Origin of the sequence: Rufibacter radiotolerans (assembly GCF_001078055.1) — a bacterium.
Taxonomy (GTDB): domain Bacteria; phylum Bacteroidota; class Bacteroidia; order Cytophagales; family Hymenobacteraceae; genus Nibribacter; species Nibribacter radiotolerans.
Window position 1 is genome coordinate 1,167,094 of record NZ_CP010777.1, and the last position, 18,877, is coordinate 1,185,970.

Genomic DNA, 18,877 nt, shown 5'->3' on the forward strand with positions numbered 1-18,877 from the left:
CTCCTGAACAAGAAGACCGTGCTATTTCTTTTGCTTACTGCTTTTCCCCTTGGGCACGTTAAGGGCTTCTGTCGCGTCCTGGGTAGGGTAGAAGCCAGCCCCTACAATGTAGGTGTCGGGGCCGTGGGTTACTTTTCTAACGTAGGTGAGTTTTTTGCTTTGCGTGTTTTCGTTGGGCTTGTACCAATAGTATTCCACCCAGGCGCTGTCTTTCTGCATTACGGCGGTAATGTAGTCGCGCACCGAGTAATTTCCTTTCAGGTCTTTGGTGTTCCAGAGGTTGGTGCCTTCCAGGCTGGGCTGGGCGCCGTTGACCAGTTCATCGCCTGTCGGCGATTCCACAAACACGTAGGTGTCCATGAACACGTAGCGGCCAGTCTTGTCACGCAGCGCCGGGAAGGCTTCTTTGCCTTTGGAAGCCACCAGGGCGGCGGCCCGGTCCACAAGGTCCTTGATCAGGGTCTGGTCCATCTGCATGTGGTAGATGCCGCTGCCAATGATGTATGGCTGGCCGTTAGGGAACGTGACCCGTTTAACGAACACAGATTTCCAGGCCGGGAAAATATCGCCGGGCTCTGGGTACATGTAGTGCAGCCAGCCTTCGCCGGCGGGGCTGTTTCCTTCTTCCAGAATCCTTTTGCCATAGGGCCGGCCTAGCACGTCTCTGGCGCCTGCCGCATTGCTGCCGGCCAGCTTAGGATCAGCGGCATGGAAAGCCCGCCTTCCTTTCAGGTCCCAGACAATAAAGTAGGTGTTGTCTTTATACCATTTTGAGCCTTTACGCTTGAACTCGAGGTAGGCGTCTTCGCCTTTCTTTTCAAAGACCGTGGCGGCCTCGCGGACCAGGGCCATAAGTTCTGGGGCGGTCATGGCGCGGACGGCAGTGGTAGGCCTGGGGGCGTCTGCCAGGTAAACGCCGCAGCCCACGGCCACCGGTTTGCCGTCCAGCATAACTTTCTGCACGTACGCTGATTTGGGTGCCGGAACGTTCTCGCCGGGTTTAGGCCACTGGTAATCTACCCAGCCCGAGTCTTTGGTCTGCACCGTTTTCAGGATCTCCTTGGTGAGGTACTTGCCGGTGGGGTCCTTCACGTTTAAAATGTTGCGCCCTTCCAGGTTGGGGAAAGCCGGGTTCACTAACTCTATCCCTTCCATGGTGAGCACAAAAATGTAGGCATTTTTCACCAGGAACGGGCCCGCCGGGTCATGGAAGGCCTTAAAGGCGCCTTTGCCCTTTTGCTGGATCTCCATGACCGCGTCTTTGACCATGTCTACCACAAACGCGCGCTCCATGCGGTCATCATACAAACCACTGCCTACCACGTAACTCTTGCCCGACGGGGCTTTTACCTGGCGCACGTAACTGCTTTTCCAGCGCGGAAGGAGCCCCCCCGGAACCGGCCACTGGTAATGGAACCAGCCTTCGGGTTTGTTGGGGTGTTCTGTAGCGGCCGTCAGGAGGCCCTGAATGATGGGTTTGCCTTTCAGGTCTTTGAGGTTTATCTGGTTTTTGCCCACCATGGTGGAATCTGCGTGCACCAGCATGTTGCCCTGTGGGTCCAGCACAAAAACATAGGTCTGGCCTTTCCGCCAGCGGCTGCCGGGTACCTTGAACTCCTGGAAGGCCGCCTCGCCCTTCTGCTGGATAAGCCCGCCCGCGTCTTTTACCAGAGCGGTAATTAGGGCAATAGAGTCCTGGGTTTGGGTGCCGGAAATTTGGCCAGGAGGCCGAAGATTCTGATCCGAAGCCTGGGCAGAAGGGTGTAGGGTCCACAAGGCATTACCGGGACGGGCGGGCCCCAACACCAACCAGCCAGCCAGAAGAACAGCCGCGGCGATGACAAGCAAGAGAGATGCTTTTTTCATAGGTAGAGGTAGAGTTAGGAAAGGAATGAGCAGGCTAGTTGGTCATGGGCCGGAGCCACGGAAGCTAGGTTCTCCAAGGGCAGGGGTACTGCCGGTCAGGGGTCTTTTGCTCAGGAGAAAAACCTTTGCGCCGGTTCTGCTTCTGTAGCCCAGGTGGATCACATGTGGGGGAGCAAATACCCGGGGATTTGGTATCTGTGGGGATAGTATTTTTTACGACGAGGTGCCCTGTTGGTTGTTAGGGCACTTAGGTAGAATCAGCAGCAGGCACCTTTGGCCATGGCAAGCGCGTCCGTGCTTTGGTTTTTCTTTTGAATTCAGGGGCCGGCTATCTGGGCAAGGTTGGTTCTCCTGAAATCACTACTTGTGGCTATTGAAACCCGGTAAACGCAGAACTCCCGTTTTGAGCCTGTTTTCTGTAAAACAGGCCCAAAACGGGAGTTCTTTCTAAAGACTTTTCTAAACGACTTCTCCTTACGACAGCAGGTCTTTGATCTGCAGCTGCATCCAGAGTTCCTCGTGTTCTTCCTGGCTCAGGATACCCATTTCGCGCAGCCACCCGAACCGCTCAATCAGCACTTCCTGGGGCAGGTGTTGTTCTACCACGCCATATTTGTTTTTATAGTAGGCCTGAATGTGGGCATGAATAGACAAGATAAAGTTATCTACCTCCATGTTGGAAGGGCTCCCGCGGAACAGTTCCAGCGTTTTGGCCCCGCCGGTGAGCAGGACAAGGTCGCGGTTGGTATGAGAGAAGGCCAGCGCCGCCAGCACCATAGACACCAGGGTGGCGCTAATCCAGAGCAAGGCAACCGGACCCGCGCCCTCGTGCAGGAATGAAACCACAAAGGAATACAGACTGATGCCGGAGAAAAGGCTGAGCAGGCATGCCGGCAGGAGCGCGGCTTTCTCGCGTTTCTTCACCAGTTCAAAGCCCATGTCTTCGTACCGAATGCGGTACTCCATGTTTTCTTTCCAGTTCGTGGTAATGACCCTGATCCCAGATTTCCTCAAGGTGAATTCTTTGCTGCTGAATAGGTGGCGCTGCTTTAGCTCTTTCATTATTCTTAGATGGATAACGTAACCAGATATATGCTTTTGCTGAATTGTGCAAAAAGGTAAGAAGAAAAATGTAGCAAGCAAGCGTTTGAAGCTAATATTTGTAATTTTCTTTCACGTTATAATTAAAAATATGGTTTTTCATATTTAACCATAGGATTGGAGAAAGAGTAGGACTTCTGGGGGAATGGGTGCGGGTAGGGAGGGGTGGTTTTTGGGCAGGGGGATTAGGGATAGGGGATTGCAAATCCGTATTTCGGTAGTTCGGGATTGCAAATCCCAAACAGCGGTCAGAATAGGAATGGGAGCATTACAGGAAGATTCCAAATACTTGAACTTGATTGAATAGACTTACCGTTCATGGAAGGCGGATTACAAATCCGCTTTTCAATGGTTCGAGATTGCAAATCCCAAACAGCAATAATTAAAAGTATTATAGAACTCTGTAGCTCTTTCGGATTTGCAATCCGAAAGTACCGAAAGGGGGATTTGCAATCCCCTACGCATTTCTTCTAAAACTAAACTACCCTTAACTGTCCCCTTAAAACCAGCCACTTTTTTTCAAAATTGACAGCTGATTCGTAAGCTTATTTGTTCTAGAAAAAGGAAGGGTTACTGCACCAAAATAATTTCCAGCAGGCCTTGTTCGCCCGCATAGTCACGGGCAGAACTGTAGAGATAATGTTCAGGTTCACTCACAATTTCTGCCCGGACCGGGTTTTGGTGAATGTATTCCAGTTTTTGGTCCAAAAAAGCATTGGAGTGAATTTCCTTGGCTTCATTGCCTTCTTGCCAGAATTTGTATTGCATAATTTTCGGGTCTTGCGCTCCTCTGAATGTGAATCTACTCAACCACCTTTCCTTTCTGCGTTCATTTTTCTCTTGAATAGCTTTGATAAGGGCTTTGCTTGTAAACTTCTTGAAGTCTCTTAAAATATGGGATAGGTTTTGCCCTTCTTTAGCGCTTGCTATTAAATGAAGGTGGTTGGTCATTAAACACCAGGCATATACTTCTAGTCCCTTCTCCTGTTGGCAGTACCTAAGGGCATCTACTAACAGGTGCTTGTACACCGGTCTTGTGAAAACATCTATCCAGTCCACTACAGTAAGCGTCAGGTAATACAAATACCCTTCCTGGATTTTATTCTTGATGCCCATTGCTTACAGGATATATTTTCTGCCCTTATACCCATATAGGCCTTTTAAAGGTTGTAGGGTAACACTGAATCTATCGTACTTGCACTTTCGATTTTGTAACCACTTTTTTCTTTTTTTTGCTCTTTCGGATTTGCAATCCGAAAGTACCGAAAGGGGGATTTGTAATCCCCGTGCGAACAAACTTTTCAACACAAGCAGCAGGCGGATTGCAAATCCGCTTTTCAAAAGTTCGGGATTGCAAATCCCGAACAGCGGTAGCAGCAGTAGGATAGTTTACAAAGATAACAGCGCCATCGCTGCTTGCGTAAGGGCAAAGACTCCTTTGGTTCTACCGCACATGGCAAAAAACACACACGCAACCCCGCCTTCAGAATTCACCGGCTTCGTCACCGTCCGCGGGGCCCGCGAGCATAACCTCAAGAACGTAGACCTCACCATTCCCCGCGATGCGCTGGTGGTGTTCACGGGTGTGTCGGGGTCCGGCAAGTCGTCGTTGGCATTTGGCACGCTGTACGCCGAGGCCCAGCGCCGTTATTTGGAGAGTGTGAGCCCCTACGCGCGGCGGTTGTTCCACCAGATGGCCGTGCCCGAGGTAGACGCCATTGAGGGTTTGCCCCCGGCGGTGGCCTTGCAGCAACAGCGCGGTACTCCTACCACCCGTTCCAGCGTAGGCAGCGTGACCACGCTCTCCAACCTGGTGCGCATGCTCTACAGCCGGGCTGGTGATTACCCCAAAGGTCAGGGCATTATCTACGCCGAGGCTTTCTCACCTAACACCCCTGAAGGCGCCTGCCCTACCTGCCACGGCCTGGGCCGGATTTACGAGGTGACCGAAGAAAGCATGGTGCCTGACTCAAGCCTCACCATCAGGGAAAGAGCCATTGCCGCCTGGCCCACTGCTTGGGGTGGTCAGAACCAGCGCGACATTCTGGTGACCCTGGGCATTGACGTGGACCGCCCTTGGCGCGACCTTCCCAAGAAAGACCGTGATTGGATTCTATTCACCGAGGAGCAACCCGTGGTGCCCGTGTACCCCGGCTACACCCCAGAGCAAACCCAGCGCGCGCTCAAACGCAAAGAGGAACCCAACTACATGGGCACCTTCTCTAGCGCCCGGCGGCACGTGTTCCATACGTTTGCCAACACCAACAGCCCGCTTATGAAGAAGCGGGTAATGCAGTACATGCTTCACACCAACTGCCCCACTTGCCAGGGGAAACGCCTGAATCCCGCCTCGCTGTCGGTGACCTTTGCGGGCTATGATATAACGGAGTTGTCGCGTCTGCCCCTGCAACGCGTGGCCCAGACCCTGAAACCGTATGTGAGCGCCGTTACCACTAGCCACACCCGGCATGACGAGGAGCACCCGGAGCAGGTGATTGTGAAGCAGCGCATCGCCCAGGATTTGGTGGCGCGTATTCAGGTACTATTAGATTTAGGTCTGGGATATCTGTCCCTTGAACGAAGTACGCCTACCTTGTCGCCGGGGGAGTTGCAGCGCCTGCGCCTGGCTACGCAATTATACTCGCATTTGTTTGGCGTGGTGTATGTGCTGGATGAGCCCTCGGCGGGGCTGCACCCCAGTGACACGTTGGCCCTGCTTACCGCCTTGGAAAATCTCAAGAAAGCGGGAAATTCCCTGTTTGTGGTGGAGCATAACCTGGACGTGATCCGGCAAGCCGATTGGTTGGTGGACGTAGGCCCGGCCGCCGGCGAGAAAGGCGGGGAGATTCTCTACAGCGGTCCGCCCGAGGGGTTGAAAACCGTTTATGACTCCCAGACCGCTGCCTATCTTTTTGGCGCCACGCCGGTACCTGCACGCGAACGCCGTACCCCCACCGGTTGGCTGAAACTAAGCGGCGTGACCCGCAACAATCTGCACCAGCTGGATGCTGCCTTTCCGCTAGGTGTGTTCACTACCGTCACGGGCGTATCGGGGTCGGGTAAGTCTAGTCTGGTAAGTCAGGTGCTGGTAGAACTGGTGGCCGAACATCTGGGGCATGAGTTGCAACCCGAGGAAGAGGAAACCGATGGCTTGGAGCAGTCGGCTCCGCAAACTACCGGCGGAAGAATTGTGAGTGGCATGGAGCAGATCAAGCGGCTGGTGCGGGTAGACCAAAAGGCCATCGGGCGCACGCCCCGTTCCAACATGGCTACCTATACCGGCTTGTTTGACCACGTGCGCAAACTCTTCGCGGCCACGCCGCTGGCCAAGAAGCGCCGGTATGATGCGGGCCGTTTCTCCTTTAACGTAGCCAAAGGCCGCTGTGAGAACTGCACCGGCGAAGGCTTCGTGATGGTGGAACTGCTCTTTCTGCCCAGCGTGTACGCTCCTTGCCCGGTCTGCCACGGTGCCCGCTACAACTCCCAAACCCTGGAAGTCACTTACCGCGACCTGAACATTGCCGAAGTGCTGAACCTGACGGTAGATGCTGCCCATGAATTCTTTGATGAGGAACCCGCTATTCACCGCGCCCTTTCAGTACTGCGCGAAGTAGGCCTGGGCTACCTGCGTTTGGGTCAGCCTGCTACTGAACTCTCGGGCGGGGAGGCCCAGCGCATCAAACTGGCCACTGAACTGCAGCGCCTGAGCCGGGGCAATTCTTTGTATGTGCTGGATGAACCCACCACCGGTCTGCACCCCTCAGACGTGGAGAAACTCATGGCCCAGCTGGAGGTGCTGGTAGACGCTGGTAACACGGTCATTGTGGTAGAGCATACCATGCGCGTAGCCGCCGCCAGCGACTGGGTAATGGACATCGGCCCCGGGGCCGGGGAGGAGGGAGGCCAGATTGTAGCCGCCGGTAAGCCGGAAGAAGTAGCGAAGGTGAAGAAGAGCAAGACAGCACCCTTTTTGAAAGACGCTTTAGGAAAGTAGGATGGACGTTTTAAGGGTGTTTTCCGGAATACAGGCCCAAAACGCAATTTGAGTTTTTAATCTGGCGCAAGATTGGGCCAAGGAGTAACTTGGGATAAACTTGTTGCCAGTTTGCAACTGACTGCTGTACAGCTAAACCCTTTTTAAGGCAGGTTGAAAACAGACCTACCACTGAAACTACCGTACTTAAACCAAAGAAATTTTACCTTCTAACCCATTGAAACGCAGCTATTGATTTTACAAAAGTTGATGGAATAAAATACTGCAACTTAATAGGCTCCAGTTTTACATAAGAAGTGTATTTTGTAAATTGACTCTAAATACAAAGGACCGACAAAACTATGACTACACGTAGACGCTCGTACCTATCACTTGTTACACTTCTTTTTCTGGCCCTAGGGTGCGGAGACAAAAAAGAAGAAGAACCTACACCTAAACCTGAGCCAGCCGAGGTGAAATGCCTATTGTTGAAGGAGCAAATAACCTTTCCCGCGCCAGGAGAGTCCCTTACCCGCACCATTACTTTTGATGGAGACAGGGTAACGCAAATAAGTGATGTGCTGCAGGGGCAACGGCCTACTACTTCCACCGTGGTGTATGGATACAATGTCAAGGGCGAAGTTATCTCTACCACTTTGGTAGATCCTCAGGGCTTGCCACTGGAAGCGTTTGCCTTTGAGCATGATGCCAATGGATTGGTGAAGAAGGTAGACTGGTATAACAAAAAGCAGAACCCCGGGTCACCGCAGTTGGCCCTGTATGCCACCAAAGAATATACCTATACTGATAAGAAGCTAATCAATGTGAAGAATTGGTTGGTGACCGGTTCTCCGCGGCTACTATTGAATGATTTTAACTTTACCTATGATGCCAAAGGAAATGTGACCCAAGTGCATGAATACCGGGTGTTAGGTTACATTGACAACAATCCAGACAATTACAATGATATTGTTATCAACGTGACCTATACCTATGATGACAAAATGAATCCCTACAAAGAGAGTTGGTATATGAAGTACCTTCCTACCGGTTTGTTTATTCCTGGCTTATCTCAGAATAACATAGTAGCTACTACTTCTGCCACTACCCTGGAAGGTACGAAAAAAGGGCCAGGCGCTAACTTCAATACCAACATGTATAATTTCACCAATACTACTACCTATGCCTACACAGACAAAGGCAGGCCAAATACCGCCACGTATTCTGGTGGTTCGGTGCGTACCTTTACCTACAAGTGTGAGTAAGATTGAATTTAAATTTTTTCCCTCCCCTAAAAGCTGATGCCTGAAGGGGAACTTCAGGCATCAGCTTTTAGGGGAGGGCTTGAACTATGAAGTCTACGTCTGGCCATACCCGTGGCAAGTCATCACCCCCCGGATTTAATGGCGAAAGGCAGGAGTCTTCAATAGGAATTTATGAGCACCGGCGTATTGTTTCAACAGGCCTATGGCTTTTGCCTTTTTGACTTTTTCAGGGCATAGCTTAGAGGCAGTTACAGTAATGTGTCTCTTCTTTTAAAGTAACCAAGGCGGTTCTTAAAAGAAGAGAAGTTGTCTTTTGAAAAGGAAGATTATAGATGATTATAGATTAGGGCTTATGCCACCATGGTAGAAGCGCCTGTTTTTATCTGGCTATTGATTACCTCCAGGATCAGGCGCTCAATCACATCATTATCCAGCTCTGGGTTGCTGCTGGTAATGAACTCAAATACTTTATGCTGGAGACGCTGTTTCTCTACCACAGATCTGTCTTGCAGGCCTTCCATTTTCACGTACTGGTCAATTTTGTAGGCGACAAAGATCTCCAGGTTCTCTGGCCGCAGGAAAATCTCTGTTAAGTTGTTCATGCCTGCCTGTGGGGCATGGTGGGCAACCACCGGGGCAGCTTCTTTGTGAATAGTGTTCTTGAGCGTTTTCACTTCTTCCATTAATTTTTCAATGGAATCAAGCATGAACTTTTCTGCTGATTCTTTACTAGCGCTTGGCTTCTCTTTCTTGTACTCCCCCAGAATCTCCAGAAAAGTGCCAATGGTGGCATTCTCCTTCAGCTTTAGGGCCATCTCTTCAATCTTGCCCTTCAGCGCTTTCTGGAAGGCCAGAATGGCGGTGAACCGAAGACCTCTGGGGTAAGTTATAGGCTCTATAGGAAAGGAGTCAAAGGTATAGTTGGTGGCATCATCTTTTATAATAATGGTGGGCTTGTCAAAGGCCAACCGCATGCCCAGGGCAAACATTACATTGGGGTTTTTACCGCTCACGTCAAACACCATAAGTGGGTTGTTGTACATGGTCTGAATGATGTCCTTTTTTACAAGGCAGGTTTCATCTGAATGACACGTTACCTGAGGCTCAAACTCTGAGTCCCTGATCACGTCTGTCACAATAGACAATACCTCCCGCCAATGCTCAGCAGACACGCCATCTATAGGAGACGAAGGCATTACCAATCCACACATCTCAACTGCCCTTTCTTTCCCGTTAACTCCTATTTCTACTTGAACCTTAGTGTTCATATTCAATGGGTGATGTATAAATATATTATAATTTTTAAGCCTTTAAGAAAGAACGGGGGGCTGTGCTTTCTCGTTTATTTATAAACAATATCTAAAAAAATATTCAGATTTGGAGATAATTGAGCGAATTTTTGAAACAAAAATCTGATTGATTCGTCACTAACCTCCGTTTCTTGCTTTAATAGCGGTTTGCCGCCCAAACAAGCCATTTTAAAGGCTAGTAAATAAAGGTAAAAAAGTATGAAAGGCAGATTGAGCCCTGTAGATGGTATTTATAAAATACTTAGAACTAAGTATATAAGTATTGAGTTTTCTTACTTTGCCATTTTGCTGTTAGAAGAAGCCCCAATAAAAAGGCTAAAGAATTATTCCTACTATAGAGTACTTTTTTCAGGAATGATATTTATTTGTTTTAGTTGAAATAGTTATATATTAAATTCACAAGCTTATAAAAATAAATATGTAAAGAAAAGACTTACTTAAATATGAATAATAATTATATGAAAAGATGAATATTGGCTTTCTGACCTTGGATTGGGCTTCAGATAGTAGGTAAAAGATAAAGTTTATCACTTTACAACCAGTTAGGTCTAAAATAAGAAGCAAGGCTGCTATCCTAGAAAAAGAAAGAAACAAAAGAGCCTCCCGATAAAGTATGTTACTCTTTCTTTGGGAGGCCCTTCTATAAGGTGGTAGACTATATTTTAAAATTCGTCTGAATCGTTTTGCCAGCGGCCATACCCCTGAGGGTTGTTACGGCTGTAGGTGCTTTCATCATGGCCATACGTGCTACCTCTGTTGTTGCCGGTGTTTACCCCATAAGAGGGACCATGCCAATCGTCTTGCTGTTGGCTGCCTTTATAGCCTTGCCCACCGGCATAGGAGGCGCCACCATAGGTGCTGCCCCTTTCTGCATTATAAGAGTCATAGAAAGACCTGTTACCGTAGCTAGGGTTAATTCTGCCTGCCTGCCACCCAAATGGTCCAGACGGTCCACTATGTCTTGTTCTTTCCCCCCGGCCTTGGGCATAAGGGTGATCTTGTTCCTCCTGCTGGTATCTATAGCGATGTTCCCTGCGGACATTATCAAATTGATCTGACGTTCCGCCATAGCCTAAACTGCCATGGCCCCGCCGGCTCTCATTTCTTATCTCTTGATCCTCTTCCCAACGAGGTACCATATGGTCTGGCCTGAAATGAGTTTGGTAGTGCTGACCAAACCGGCCCTGGCTATAATTGCTTTGCGAAGGGTAAGCACCGCTTAAATGGGGACGATAGTGACCTGCTGAAGGCATGTGCTGGCGTTCATATCTGCTGTAGTCCTGGCCAAAGCGGTCAAAGTCGTTTCGGTGGTGTTGTGGGTATTGGTATTCTCCACGCATATCATAGTCAGGACGGTCTTGATGGTCCTGCTCCTGTTGCATGAAGCGCCGGTAGTTCCAGATATCAAACCAATCTATTTCTCGTCTGTCCATAGCTGTTAGGTTAAGGTTAGAAATGGTGTTACTTAGTTTAACGCGCCGTGTGCCATCCGGTTTACGAGGTGGTTTCTTAGTTAGGGAAGAGGCTTAAAAGGTTCTTTTAGTTAATGCAGTAAGACCACCCGATAAACAAACCTGAGTTGGCTCACAATACACTTGACTATAAAAAGTAATAGGTATATTTAATATAATTTATTAGTGTTAAATGTAGAATAATTTAACACTAATAAGTGTAACTTAAAATATGTGGTTCGTATAATTAGATTATAATTCAGTTACACATGCACCTTTACTAAAGGTGTTTAATTGGGAAGCAACTCCCTTAATGCTCTTAAGTATTTCCCTTGTATGGGAGATAAAGAGATGAGAAATAGCCCTAATTTCTCAGGAACAGGTTAAGCAGAAGAAAGGAAAGAGACGTTTATTTTTTCAGATAAAGCGTTATTTACTAACTATTCAAGTTTTAATACCCTACCAAGTTAGAAGCAGAAAATCTATCTGCTTTTCCCTCCTACATCGGTTTATTCATATGTAAGCTAACTTAAGAAATTAGCAAAGAAGAATTTATTGCCAGAAATGGACTTTCAGACAGGGAGCAGAAGCGGTTTGCTTTTGAGGTTTATTGGAATATTGTTAAATAATATATTTAAATTATAATTTTTTGCTTATGTAGAAGCTGTTCTGTTGTTTTTTTAAAATGCCTTTGAAAGGAAGCAGTTCCAAAGAAAAGCCAGTTTTTATTTTCTGGTTTGGAAAAGCCTACTAATGGCCATGGTCAGTTATTTTCAGTTATTTATTAGCTGGTCATAAAAATTAAGAGATTTTTATGGCTAACATATGCTTAAACAATTAGGAGCTGGAATAACTATGTTATATTAAGAATAAAGCCTGAATTGGTTTAGTTATTTGATAGTTTATTTTCACCAATTGTATGGTAATAAAACGCAGATATTGCCAAAATAATGTTGTAGATAAAAGACTAATTAAAGATGTTATCTGCTGAGTGTTTAGGTGTATTACTAACAAGGGTTTTAAATTTTTTTAACCATTTAATCATTCATAATTATGAAAGCAAGAATCTTAAGTTTCGCCTTTGCGCTTATTGCGCTGTTCAGTTTTAATAATGCTTTTGCACAGAACCTTGTTGTGAAACAACAACCTACTGCCACTGACTTAGGAAAAAATTTACAAATCTGTGTTGATTTTGCTGGTTTAGGTAATATTGATGAGGTGGATATTACAGTGTACTATACAGCTACAGTTGAAACAGGTTGTATTAACCAAGGGCAAGCGAAAAAAGATGGGGATCAAGTCCCAGGTCTGACTCAAACTTTACCTGGTCAAAGTTCCACACTTACATTTGATGTGAGAAATGGAAGAACAAGAGGCTGCCAGACTCTTGTAACTAATTTTACACCGGGAGAGTGTCCTAGTTCAAATATGACAGGAACAGTATCTGATGTTACTTTTACAAATGTTTACTTCACCATTTTAGGTCGGAGATTCGACTTGCCAAACCCAACACCTGTAAGGTAGTAAAAATAAAACAGCCAAAGCACCTTAATTTAACTCAGACCATTAAGGTGCTTTGGCTGTTTTCAAAATACTGTTTCCTACTCCAGTTAAATACAATATGAGACTACAAAGTAAAATAGTATTTAGGATATGTCGAATGCTGCTTACTGGTTTTTTTTGTATCTTTTATTTTATCACCTCTGCTCAACATTTGCCATCAATAATAACACTAAAAGGCACAATAGCAGATTCTTCTAATAAGATTCCGCTCAGCTACGTGACTATTGTTATAAAAGAAAATAGTAACAACCAAGTAACTAACTCCACTATCTCAGAGCAAGATGGTACCTATAGGCTTTCTATTTTGACTGATAAATATTATCAGATGTCCTTTAGTTTTATAGGCTATAAAACTAAAAATATTCATCTATCAACCTTGACTTCCCCTGTTCACGACCTTGGCACCATTCTTCTCTCCCCCACTGCTACCCAACTGGAGGAAGTTCAAGTAACTGCCCAAAAGCCACTGATAGAGCAAAGTATAGACAAGACCACTTACCACGTGGAGGCAGACCCAGAGGTAAATCTGCTCAGCACGCTCGATATGCTGCGCAAAGTGCCGTTCCTGACGGTGGATGCAGAAGATAACCTGACACTCAACGGGCAGATGAATTACCAAATCCTGGTCAACGGGAAACGATTAGCACTTTTCTCTTCTAATCCCAGCGAAGTCCTTAAAACACTTCCCGCCAACTCAATCAAACAGGTTGAAATCCTCACTAACCCGTCTGCCTGCTATGAGGCTGCCGGCACTGGTGGTGTCATCAACATCATCACCCACAAGCGAAGCATCAGCGGATATAACGGCTCAATTAATTTGGTGGCAGGGCATCCTGAGTCCTATAACGGGAGCGCATCACTAACAGCCACCGCGGGTAAAGTCAGCGTAACCGGTAGGTATAGTAATAACTATGCTAAACAGCCGGAGAATAATAGCATCTTTTACAGGCTGGACAACGTGCGTGGCAGCAGATTAGAGCAAACCGGAAATGGCAGCGGCGAGAACAGGGCTCAAAATTTCGGCGGTGAACTAACATATGATATAAGTCTGCTAGACCAATTTACCCTTTCCTATGGTATGAACAGTAACAACGGTTCAAATAATAATATCCAGCAAGTCTCACATTTAAACATTGCTGGTGAAACGACAGAGTCTTATCAGAACATTAACAAGGGCAACAACGATGGCAACAATTCATACTTAAATCTTGGCTACCAGCGCAGTTTCAAAAACAATAGCATGCGCAGCTTCTCCTTCGACCTCAGCAGGAACAACAGTGAGAACGAGAGTGCATCAGGTTTTTCATTGGAGCCCATTATCAATTACACAGGACGTCAAACCACCACACAAAACCAGGATGTGGCACGGGAGTATAACTTGCAGGCTGATTATACCCACCCACTGGGCAAGCAAACGCTGGAGCTGGGTATAAAATCGGTACTGCAGGAAAACAACAGCGGTTATTTTTATAAGAACCTGGAGCAGGAGACAGGTATGTTGGTGCTGGACTCTGCCTTGAGCAACAGCTTCGACTATCGTCAGGACATCCATGCCGCCTATGCCTCCTTCAACCTCCGCAACAACAAGTGGGTACTTAGAACAGGGCTCAGGGTGGAGGAAACAAGGCTTCATGCCAACTTCCGCTCTTCATCCACTAAGGCCTCGCAGCAGTACCGCAATCTGTTTCCTAATATCACCCTCAGCCTTATGTTAAAAGAGAGCAGCACGCTCAAACTCTCTTATACCCAGCGCATACAGCGTCCGAGCCTCTATGACCTCAACCCTTACGTGGACGCCACAGACCCGCTCAATGTCAGCTACGGTAATCCTGCTTTGGACCCGGCCACTAGTCATATCCTGCAACTTGATTACATTAAGTATATTAAAGCCACCTCTCTGAGTGCGGGTCTTTCCCACCACTTCACAAACAATGCTATCCAGTATTTCACCACACTGGGAGAGGATTCGGTAGCCCGCAGCACGTACGGCAATCTGGGCCATGACCGAATGTATAATTTCTCACTTAACAGCAATACCACATTTTCTAAAAAACTAACCCTTAACCTCAACATCGGTACTAGCTACGTATCTTATACCAGCATGCTGGAAGGCAGGCCTCAAGCCAACAAGGGTTTTATCTACAGCGTAAGGGGAGCCATGGCCTACCGCATGGGTAAGACCTGGAGAGCAAGCGGCAACTTGAATTATAACTCCCCTAACGTATTGCTGCAAGGTAGCACTAGTGGATATACCTGGAGTAGTGTAGCGCTCAACAAGCAATTCTTGAAAAACGGGAAAGCAAGCCTGAGCCTGTCTGTCAGGAGTCCGTTTGAAGCAAGGCGGCACACTTCTTCTGAGACAACCGGTTTAACTTTCTACCAGAGACGGGAGTCCTATACAGTGATCAGGCAATTCACGGTAGGCTTCAATTACCGGTTTACCAAACTGAAAACCAGTGCACCTCCTGAAAATTTAATTAGAAGAAAAAAGCCTTAGAGAATAGAAGGGAAGTAGGAGGTATGTCCAAATTGAATCTTTCATGCTCTTTCTTTCATGGGAAGTCGTGGGGAATTTAAGTTTCAAGGAATAAAATTGGCTTGAAGCTACTGTTCATATACTTATATCGATTTAATAATGTAATGCAATTAAATATAAGCAATATTAAATTTATATATATGTGTTGTTATTGCCTTTGCGTGGAGCATTTCTAATTTTGGAACAACCTGATTAGTGGTTTATAAAAGCCTCTGAAAAATAATTGGAGAGGTTTATTATTCTGTAGTTGAACTTTTTACCATACTTAATGACCTGTAACAGGTGCTAATTTAAAGTTAGCGCACTACTGGATTGCGGCCTTGATTAATATTGAAATACGAGCAGGCGGTGAAGCTTTAGATTCGTCTTGTATTAATGGTGCAAAAAACCATCTAGCAAACTATGATTTGAGAGGCACTACCACAACAAAAGCCTTACTGAATGCCTGGTAGATTTCAAGAAGCTCCAGCAATAATGGCAGATCAACAAACTTGTACATTTAAGTATTAGAAGCAGCAGCCGTTTATGGGGAAACCTATTGATGGCTGCTTTTTATTTTAGTTTCGTATCGTAAATTCCAGAGTAAACTTTCAGTTTAGCTATGGTTTCAGGAAAACGGGCTTAAAACACATGACCTTTATCTAAGTGCAAAAGGCCTCAGTACTATTATAATTTAAGAAAGCACCTGTAAATGAATGAACTACTCACTGATAGGTAGGTCTTCATTTAGCGGCTTTTCCTTAAAACTTTAACAAAAATTTATAAACCTATGAGTATATAGGTCGTATGAAAACCAAAGGCCTGCAAATAATATTATAAATTATATTTAAATAGTTAAAATATTAAGGACCTTTTACTGTTTTAATGGGTATTGCAACACCCCGTCAATATCTATGCAGGCTTACTTTAAAGCTATTTTAGTTTAAAAGATTTCTACTTCCCCTATCCCCCTTACCCCCAAGTGCTTTTAGATCATGGTCAAGTCTATAAAAGTCTTACCACTTATCTGAAACGAAAAGTTAAGGTTTTATTGGCTCTAAGGATACGTTACGTCTGGCCCAAAGCTGAATGGTATGCCTTTTTCTAGTTTCAGCTATTCCTATGGAACGCTTGGCTAGGGATGGGTACATCACCTTAAGGTCTTTCTTGACACACAATGTAAAAACCTGAAGTTTATTCTGTCTCGGTCCTGTAAACGACTGCTGTATGTAGCATCTAACTTATCCGCTTAATTACTAAACCTCTCTGGTTTAGGTTCTGGTAACACCATCCACTAATTTATTTTTTGTCTTTCATAGTATAAGTCCACTTTAATTAATTACCGTTTATGAAAAACCATTACCAATGCAAAAGCATGACGGGGATCGTTGTGCCTAATTTATCCACCTCCTTATGGCGCTCTACGTTTGCGCTGGTAGCTTCTATGTTGATGGGGGTAGGCGCTTTTGCCCAAATAGCCCCCGTTAATCCGCCAATAAATGGCTTTCATATTGATGGGGGCCTACGGGCAAATACCCCTACCGTAAATGTTGGTGACTGGGTATTTGGTAGCCCTGTGGTTTCTGGTACTGGCGGGCGCGTGTTTACTGATGCCGGTGTTCCAATAAGCGGGGTTAATGCAGAGCTTAAAAGAGATCTATATAATAGCTCAACTGATATCATATTTACAGAGGGTAGTAAATTTAATGCAAGCCCAGCCTCATGGGCTTGGACGGCCAGCAGCGCCCCAGATAAAAATGATATCAATAATGCCATGTACCTGGTGACCAAAGGCACCAATAATGATGACTGGTTAGTAGTAGGCGGTGACCGCTTATCAACCAATGGTACCAGTTATATTGATTTTGAGCTCTTGCAGAAAACCGTAACCCGCAATACAAACAATAACGGATTTTCCACAGGAGGAACAGATGGAGGTAGGACGGTAAATGACCTGGTGATCTCTATGGAATATAGCAATGGAGGAGGCAAGCCAAACGTAGCTATTTATAAATGGGCGTCTTTGTCCGGCGGAAAGTTCGGGTATCAGTTAATACCGGGTTCTACCGTAATCTCCACTAACCCAACCGTCACTTTAAATGATATTGCCTTTGCAGAAACTAACAGAACTGGTACAGAAAATGTGCCTTTTGAGGCATTTGGTAGCACTACCTACAAGCAATTTGCCTTTGTGGAGGCAGCTATTAACATGACCAAACTCATAGGGGCCTTAGGAGACCCTTGCCTGGGCCTAAGTATTAAAACCGTATTTATTAAAACCAAGGCCTCAGATTCTAACACGGCAGCGCTTAAAGACTTGGTAGAGCCTATTCAGGTGTCCATTACCTTTGGTACTGCCTCTATTGCTTATTCAGGGCCTTATTGCAATACAGGAACAGCAACTGTTACCCAAAGTGGTACTGGAGGAGGAACCTATTCTTATGCTCCTAAATCACCTACTCCAAGTACCAATACCATCTCTCTTAATTCAAGCACAGGCGCCATAGATTTGGCTGCTAGTATGCCAGGTACCTACACTATTACTTATTCATTTACCACAAACGGTTGTGCAAAAACAGCCACCACAGATATAACCATTAAGGCCAGTACCTCGCACACGACCACTGCGTCTGCATGTGATAGTTATACCTGGGCCGGTCCGCTTGGGAACGGGCAAACCTATACTTCTTCAGGAACTTACACCAACGAGACCACAAACGCAGACGGCTGTACGCATACAGAGACGCTGGATCTTACAATCACAGGTTCACCTGTGGGTACTAATACCAGCATGTCAGCTTGCCCCACTACGGCTGGCGGCACTACAGCTTACTTTGACCTGACCACTGAGGAAGCGACCGTAACCGGAGGAGTTGCAGGGGTGACGGTAGCAGGTTGGTACACAGGCTACAACAGCTCTACTAAAGTTTTCTCTGGTCTTATTTCTACCCCTAACAACTATTCTTCTGGCACTGCCACGGTTTATGCCAAGTTAGCCAAAGGCACCTGTTATGGTGTAGCAGAGAATGAACTAACTGTGAACCAGTCACCTGGCAAGCCATCTGTCACTTATAACGCACCAGCGTGTGATGAAGTGGTCTTTAGTGTGACGGTAAACTCTCCAATTATTGGTGCTATGTATAAAATCACAGACAAGGATGGCAACAATTCAGATGAGATAACCGCAGAAGAAGGCAAAGATGTCATATTCCTTAACCGAGCCGCCGGGTCTGGTTATATTGTAATGGCTACAATTGGTGATTGTGTTTCTGAGGCAGAGACTTGCGGGTCCCCAACCCCAGCTATGAAATCAGAGGTTAAATCACTTAAAACAGAGAGCATCAAAAGTGAAGAACGGGCAGTGGCCTATCCTGTTCCATTCTATGACAAGGCTACCATTGAGTTTACAGTAGAGCAAAGTGGCAAGTATGTTATCAACCTGTATGACATGAATGGAGAACTGGTGCGCGAGGTTAAATCCGGGACTGCCAAAGCTGGCGAGAAAAACATAGTGGAACTAGATGGAAAAGATCTGGCAGATGGAATGTACGTTGCCAGAATCTTAAGCAGCACTGGTAAAAAATCAATTAAACTGTTAAAACGGAGGTAGCAGTAAACGCTTCCAACAAGGTGATGCCGCCAGAGAGTAAGTTCTCTGGCGGCATCGCTTTTTTTTAAGGCATAACCAAACCTGCCGGCCCGTATGTAACCATCTTTTATTTCTTGATTGTGCCCCTTGGGATATGTCTGGTTTTTGCCTGTTTTCAGGAAAACGGCTCTAAAACGCAAAGTCTGCATTACCACTTTCTCAAAACCGGAAGGCAACAAACTTG

Annotated in this window: 10 protein-coding genes; 5 read left to right on the plus strand and 5 right to left on the minus strand. The window is 46.3% G+C overall.

Translation table 11 applies throughout. The features are described 5' to 3' along the window. Window positions 1-21: 21 nt before the first annotated feature. The 3 genes from TH63_RS04920 to TH63_RS04930 form a co-directional block, all read right to left on the minus strand. Complete coding sequence (locus TH63_RS04920) at window positions 22-1,866, minus strand: cache domain-containing protein (RefSeq protein WP_048919968.1); 1,845 nt, start codon at window positions 1,864-1,866, stop codon at window positions 22-24. 474 nt (window positions 1,867-2,340) lie between these two features. Further along, on the minus strand, window positions 2,341-2,928 hold the full coding sequence (locus TH63_RS04925; RefSeq protein WP_048919969.1) for a hypothetical protein: 588 nt from the start codon (window positions 2,926-2,928) through the stop codon (window positions 2,341-2,343). 609 nt (window positions 2,929-3,537) lie between these two features. Next, the gene (locus tag TH63_RS04930) at window positions 3,538-4,083 is read right to left on the minus strand and encodes an REP-associated tyrosine transposase (RefSeq protein WP_048919970.1); all 546 of its coding nucleotides are present in this window, start codon (window positions 4,081-4,083) and stop codon (window positions 3,538-3,540) included. 337 nt (window positions 4,084-4,420) lie between these two features. On the opposite strand from TH63_RS04930, the gene uvrA reads away from it, so the two are divergent. Beyond that, the gene (uvrA, locus tag TH63_RS04935) at window positions 4,421-6,961 is read left to right on the plus strand and encodes an excinuclease ABC subunit UvrA (protein ID WP_048919971.1); all 2,541 of its coding nucleotides are present in this window, start codon (window positions 4,421-4,423) and stop codon (window positions 6,959-6,961) included. Window positions 6,962-7,302: 341 nt separating this feature from the next. Next, complete coding sequence (locus tag TH63_RS04940) at window positions 7,303-8,205, plus strand: hypothetical protein (RefSeq protein WP_156180387.1); 903 nt, start codon at window positions 7,303-7,305, stop codon at window positions 8,203-8,205. A 350-nt stretch (window positions 8,206-8,555) separates the two neighbouring features. Here TH63_RS04940 and TH63_RS04945 read toward each other — a convergent pair whose 3' ends face one another. Both TH63_RS04945 and TH63_RS20240 read right to left on the minus strand, forming a co-directional pair. Beyond that, window positions 8,556-9,473 (minus strand): hypothetical protein, encoded by a 918-nt coding sequence (locus tag TH63_RS04945; protein ID WP_197088638.1) that lies wholly within the window; start codon window positions 9,471-9,473, stop codon window positions 8,556-8,558. 704 nt (window positions 9,474-10,177) lie between these two features. Next, a complete protein-coding gene (locus TH63_RS20240) occupies window positions 10,178-10,948 on the minus strand; it encodes a hypothetical protein (protein ID WP_156180391.1) in 771 nt (256 codons plus the stop codon). Window positions 10,949-12,019: 1,071 nt separating this feature from the next. On the opposite strand from TH63_RS20240, the gene TH63_RS04955 reads away from it, so the two are divergent. The 3 genes from TH63_RS04955 to TH63_RS20070 all read left to right on the plus strand — a co-directional run bounded on the left by TH63_RS04955 (window position 12,020) and on the right by TH63_RS20070 (window position 18,654). Then, window positions 12,020-12,490 carry a hypothetical protein gene (locus TH63_RS04955; RefSeq protein WP_048919975.1) on the plus strand — a complete coding sequence of 157 codons (471 nt, stop codon included), beginning with the start codon at window positions 12,020-12,022 and terminating at the stop codon, window positions 12,488-12,490. 136 nt (window positions 12,491-12,626) lie between these two features. Then, entirely contained in the window at window positions 12,627-15,026 is a 2,400-nt protein-coding gene (locus TH63_RS04960; protein ID WP_197088639.1) for a TonB-dependent receptor domain-containing protein, read from the plus strand. A gap of 1,366 nt (window positions 15,027-16,392) precedes the next feature. Further along, window positions 16,393-18,654 carry a T9SS type A sorting domain-containing protein gene (locus TH63_RS20070; RefSeq protein ID WP_048919977.1) on the plus strand — a complete coding sequence of 754 codons (2,262 nt, stop codon included), beginning with the start codon at window positions 16,393-16,395 and terminating at the stop codon, window positions 18,652-18,654. The last annotated feature ends 223 nt before the right edge of the window (window positions 18,655-18,877 follow it).

Bases quoted from the DNA above. Each gene is read 5' to 3' on its own strand.
- TH63_RS04920 (WP_048919968.1), bottom strand. From the start codon at position 1,866: ATGAAAAAAGCATCTCTCTTGCTTGTCATCGCCGCGGCTGTTCTTCTG.
- TH63_RS04925 (WP_048919969.1), bottom strand. From the start codon at position 2,928: ATGAAAGAGCTAAAGCAGCGCCACCTATTCAGCAGCAAAGAATTCACC.
- TH63_RS04930 (WP_048919970.1), bottom strand. From the start codon at position 4,083: ATGGGCATCAAGAATAAAATCCAGGAAGGGTATTTGTATTACCTGACG.
- uvrA (WP_048919971.1), top strand. From the start codon at position 4,421: ATGGCAAAAAACACACACGCAACCCCGCCTTCAGAATTCACCGGCTTC.
- TH63_RS04940 (WP_156180387.1), top strand. From the start codon at position 7,303: ATGACTACACGTAGACGCTCGTACCTATCACTTGTTACACTTCTTTTT.
- TH63_RS04945 (WP_197088638.1), bottom strand. From the start codon at position 9,473: ATGAACACTAAGGTTCAAGTAGAAATAGGAGTTAACGGGAAAGAAAGG.
- TH63_RS20240 (WP_156180391.1), bottom strand. From the start codon at position 10,948: ATGGACAGACGAGAAATAGATTGGTTTGATATCTGGAACTACCGGCGC.
- TH63_RS04955 (WP_048919975.1), top strand. From the start codon at position 12,020: ATGAAAGCAAGAATCTTAAGTTTCGCCTTTGCGCTTATTGCGCTGTTC.
- TH63_RS04960 (WP_197088639.1), top strand. From the start codon at position 12,627: ATGCTGCTTACTGGTTTTTTTTGTATCTTTTATTTTATCACCTCTGCT.
- TH63_RS20070 (WP_048919977.1), top strand. From the start codon at position 16,393: ATGAAAAACCATTACCAATGCAAAAGCATGACGGGGATCGTTGTGCCT.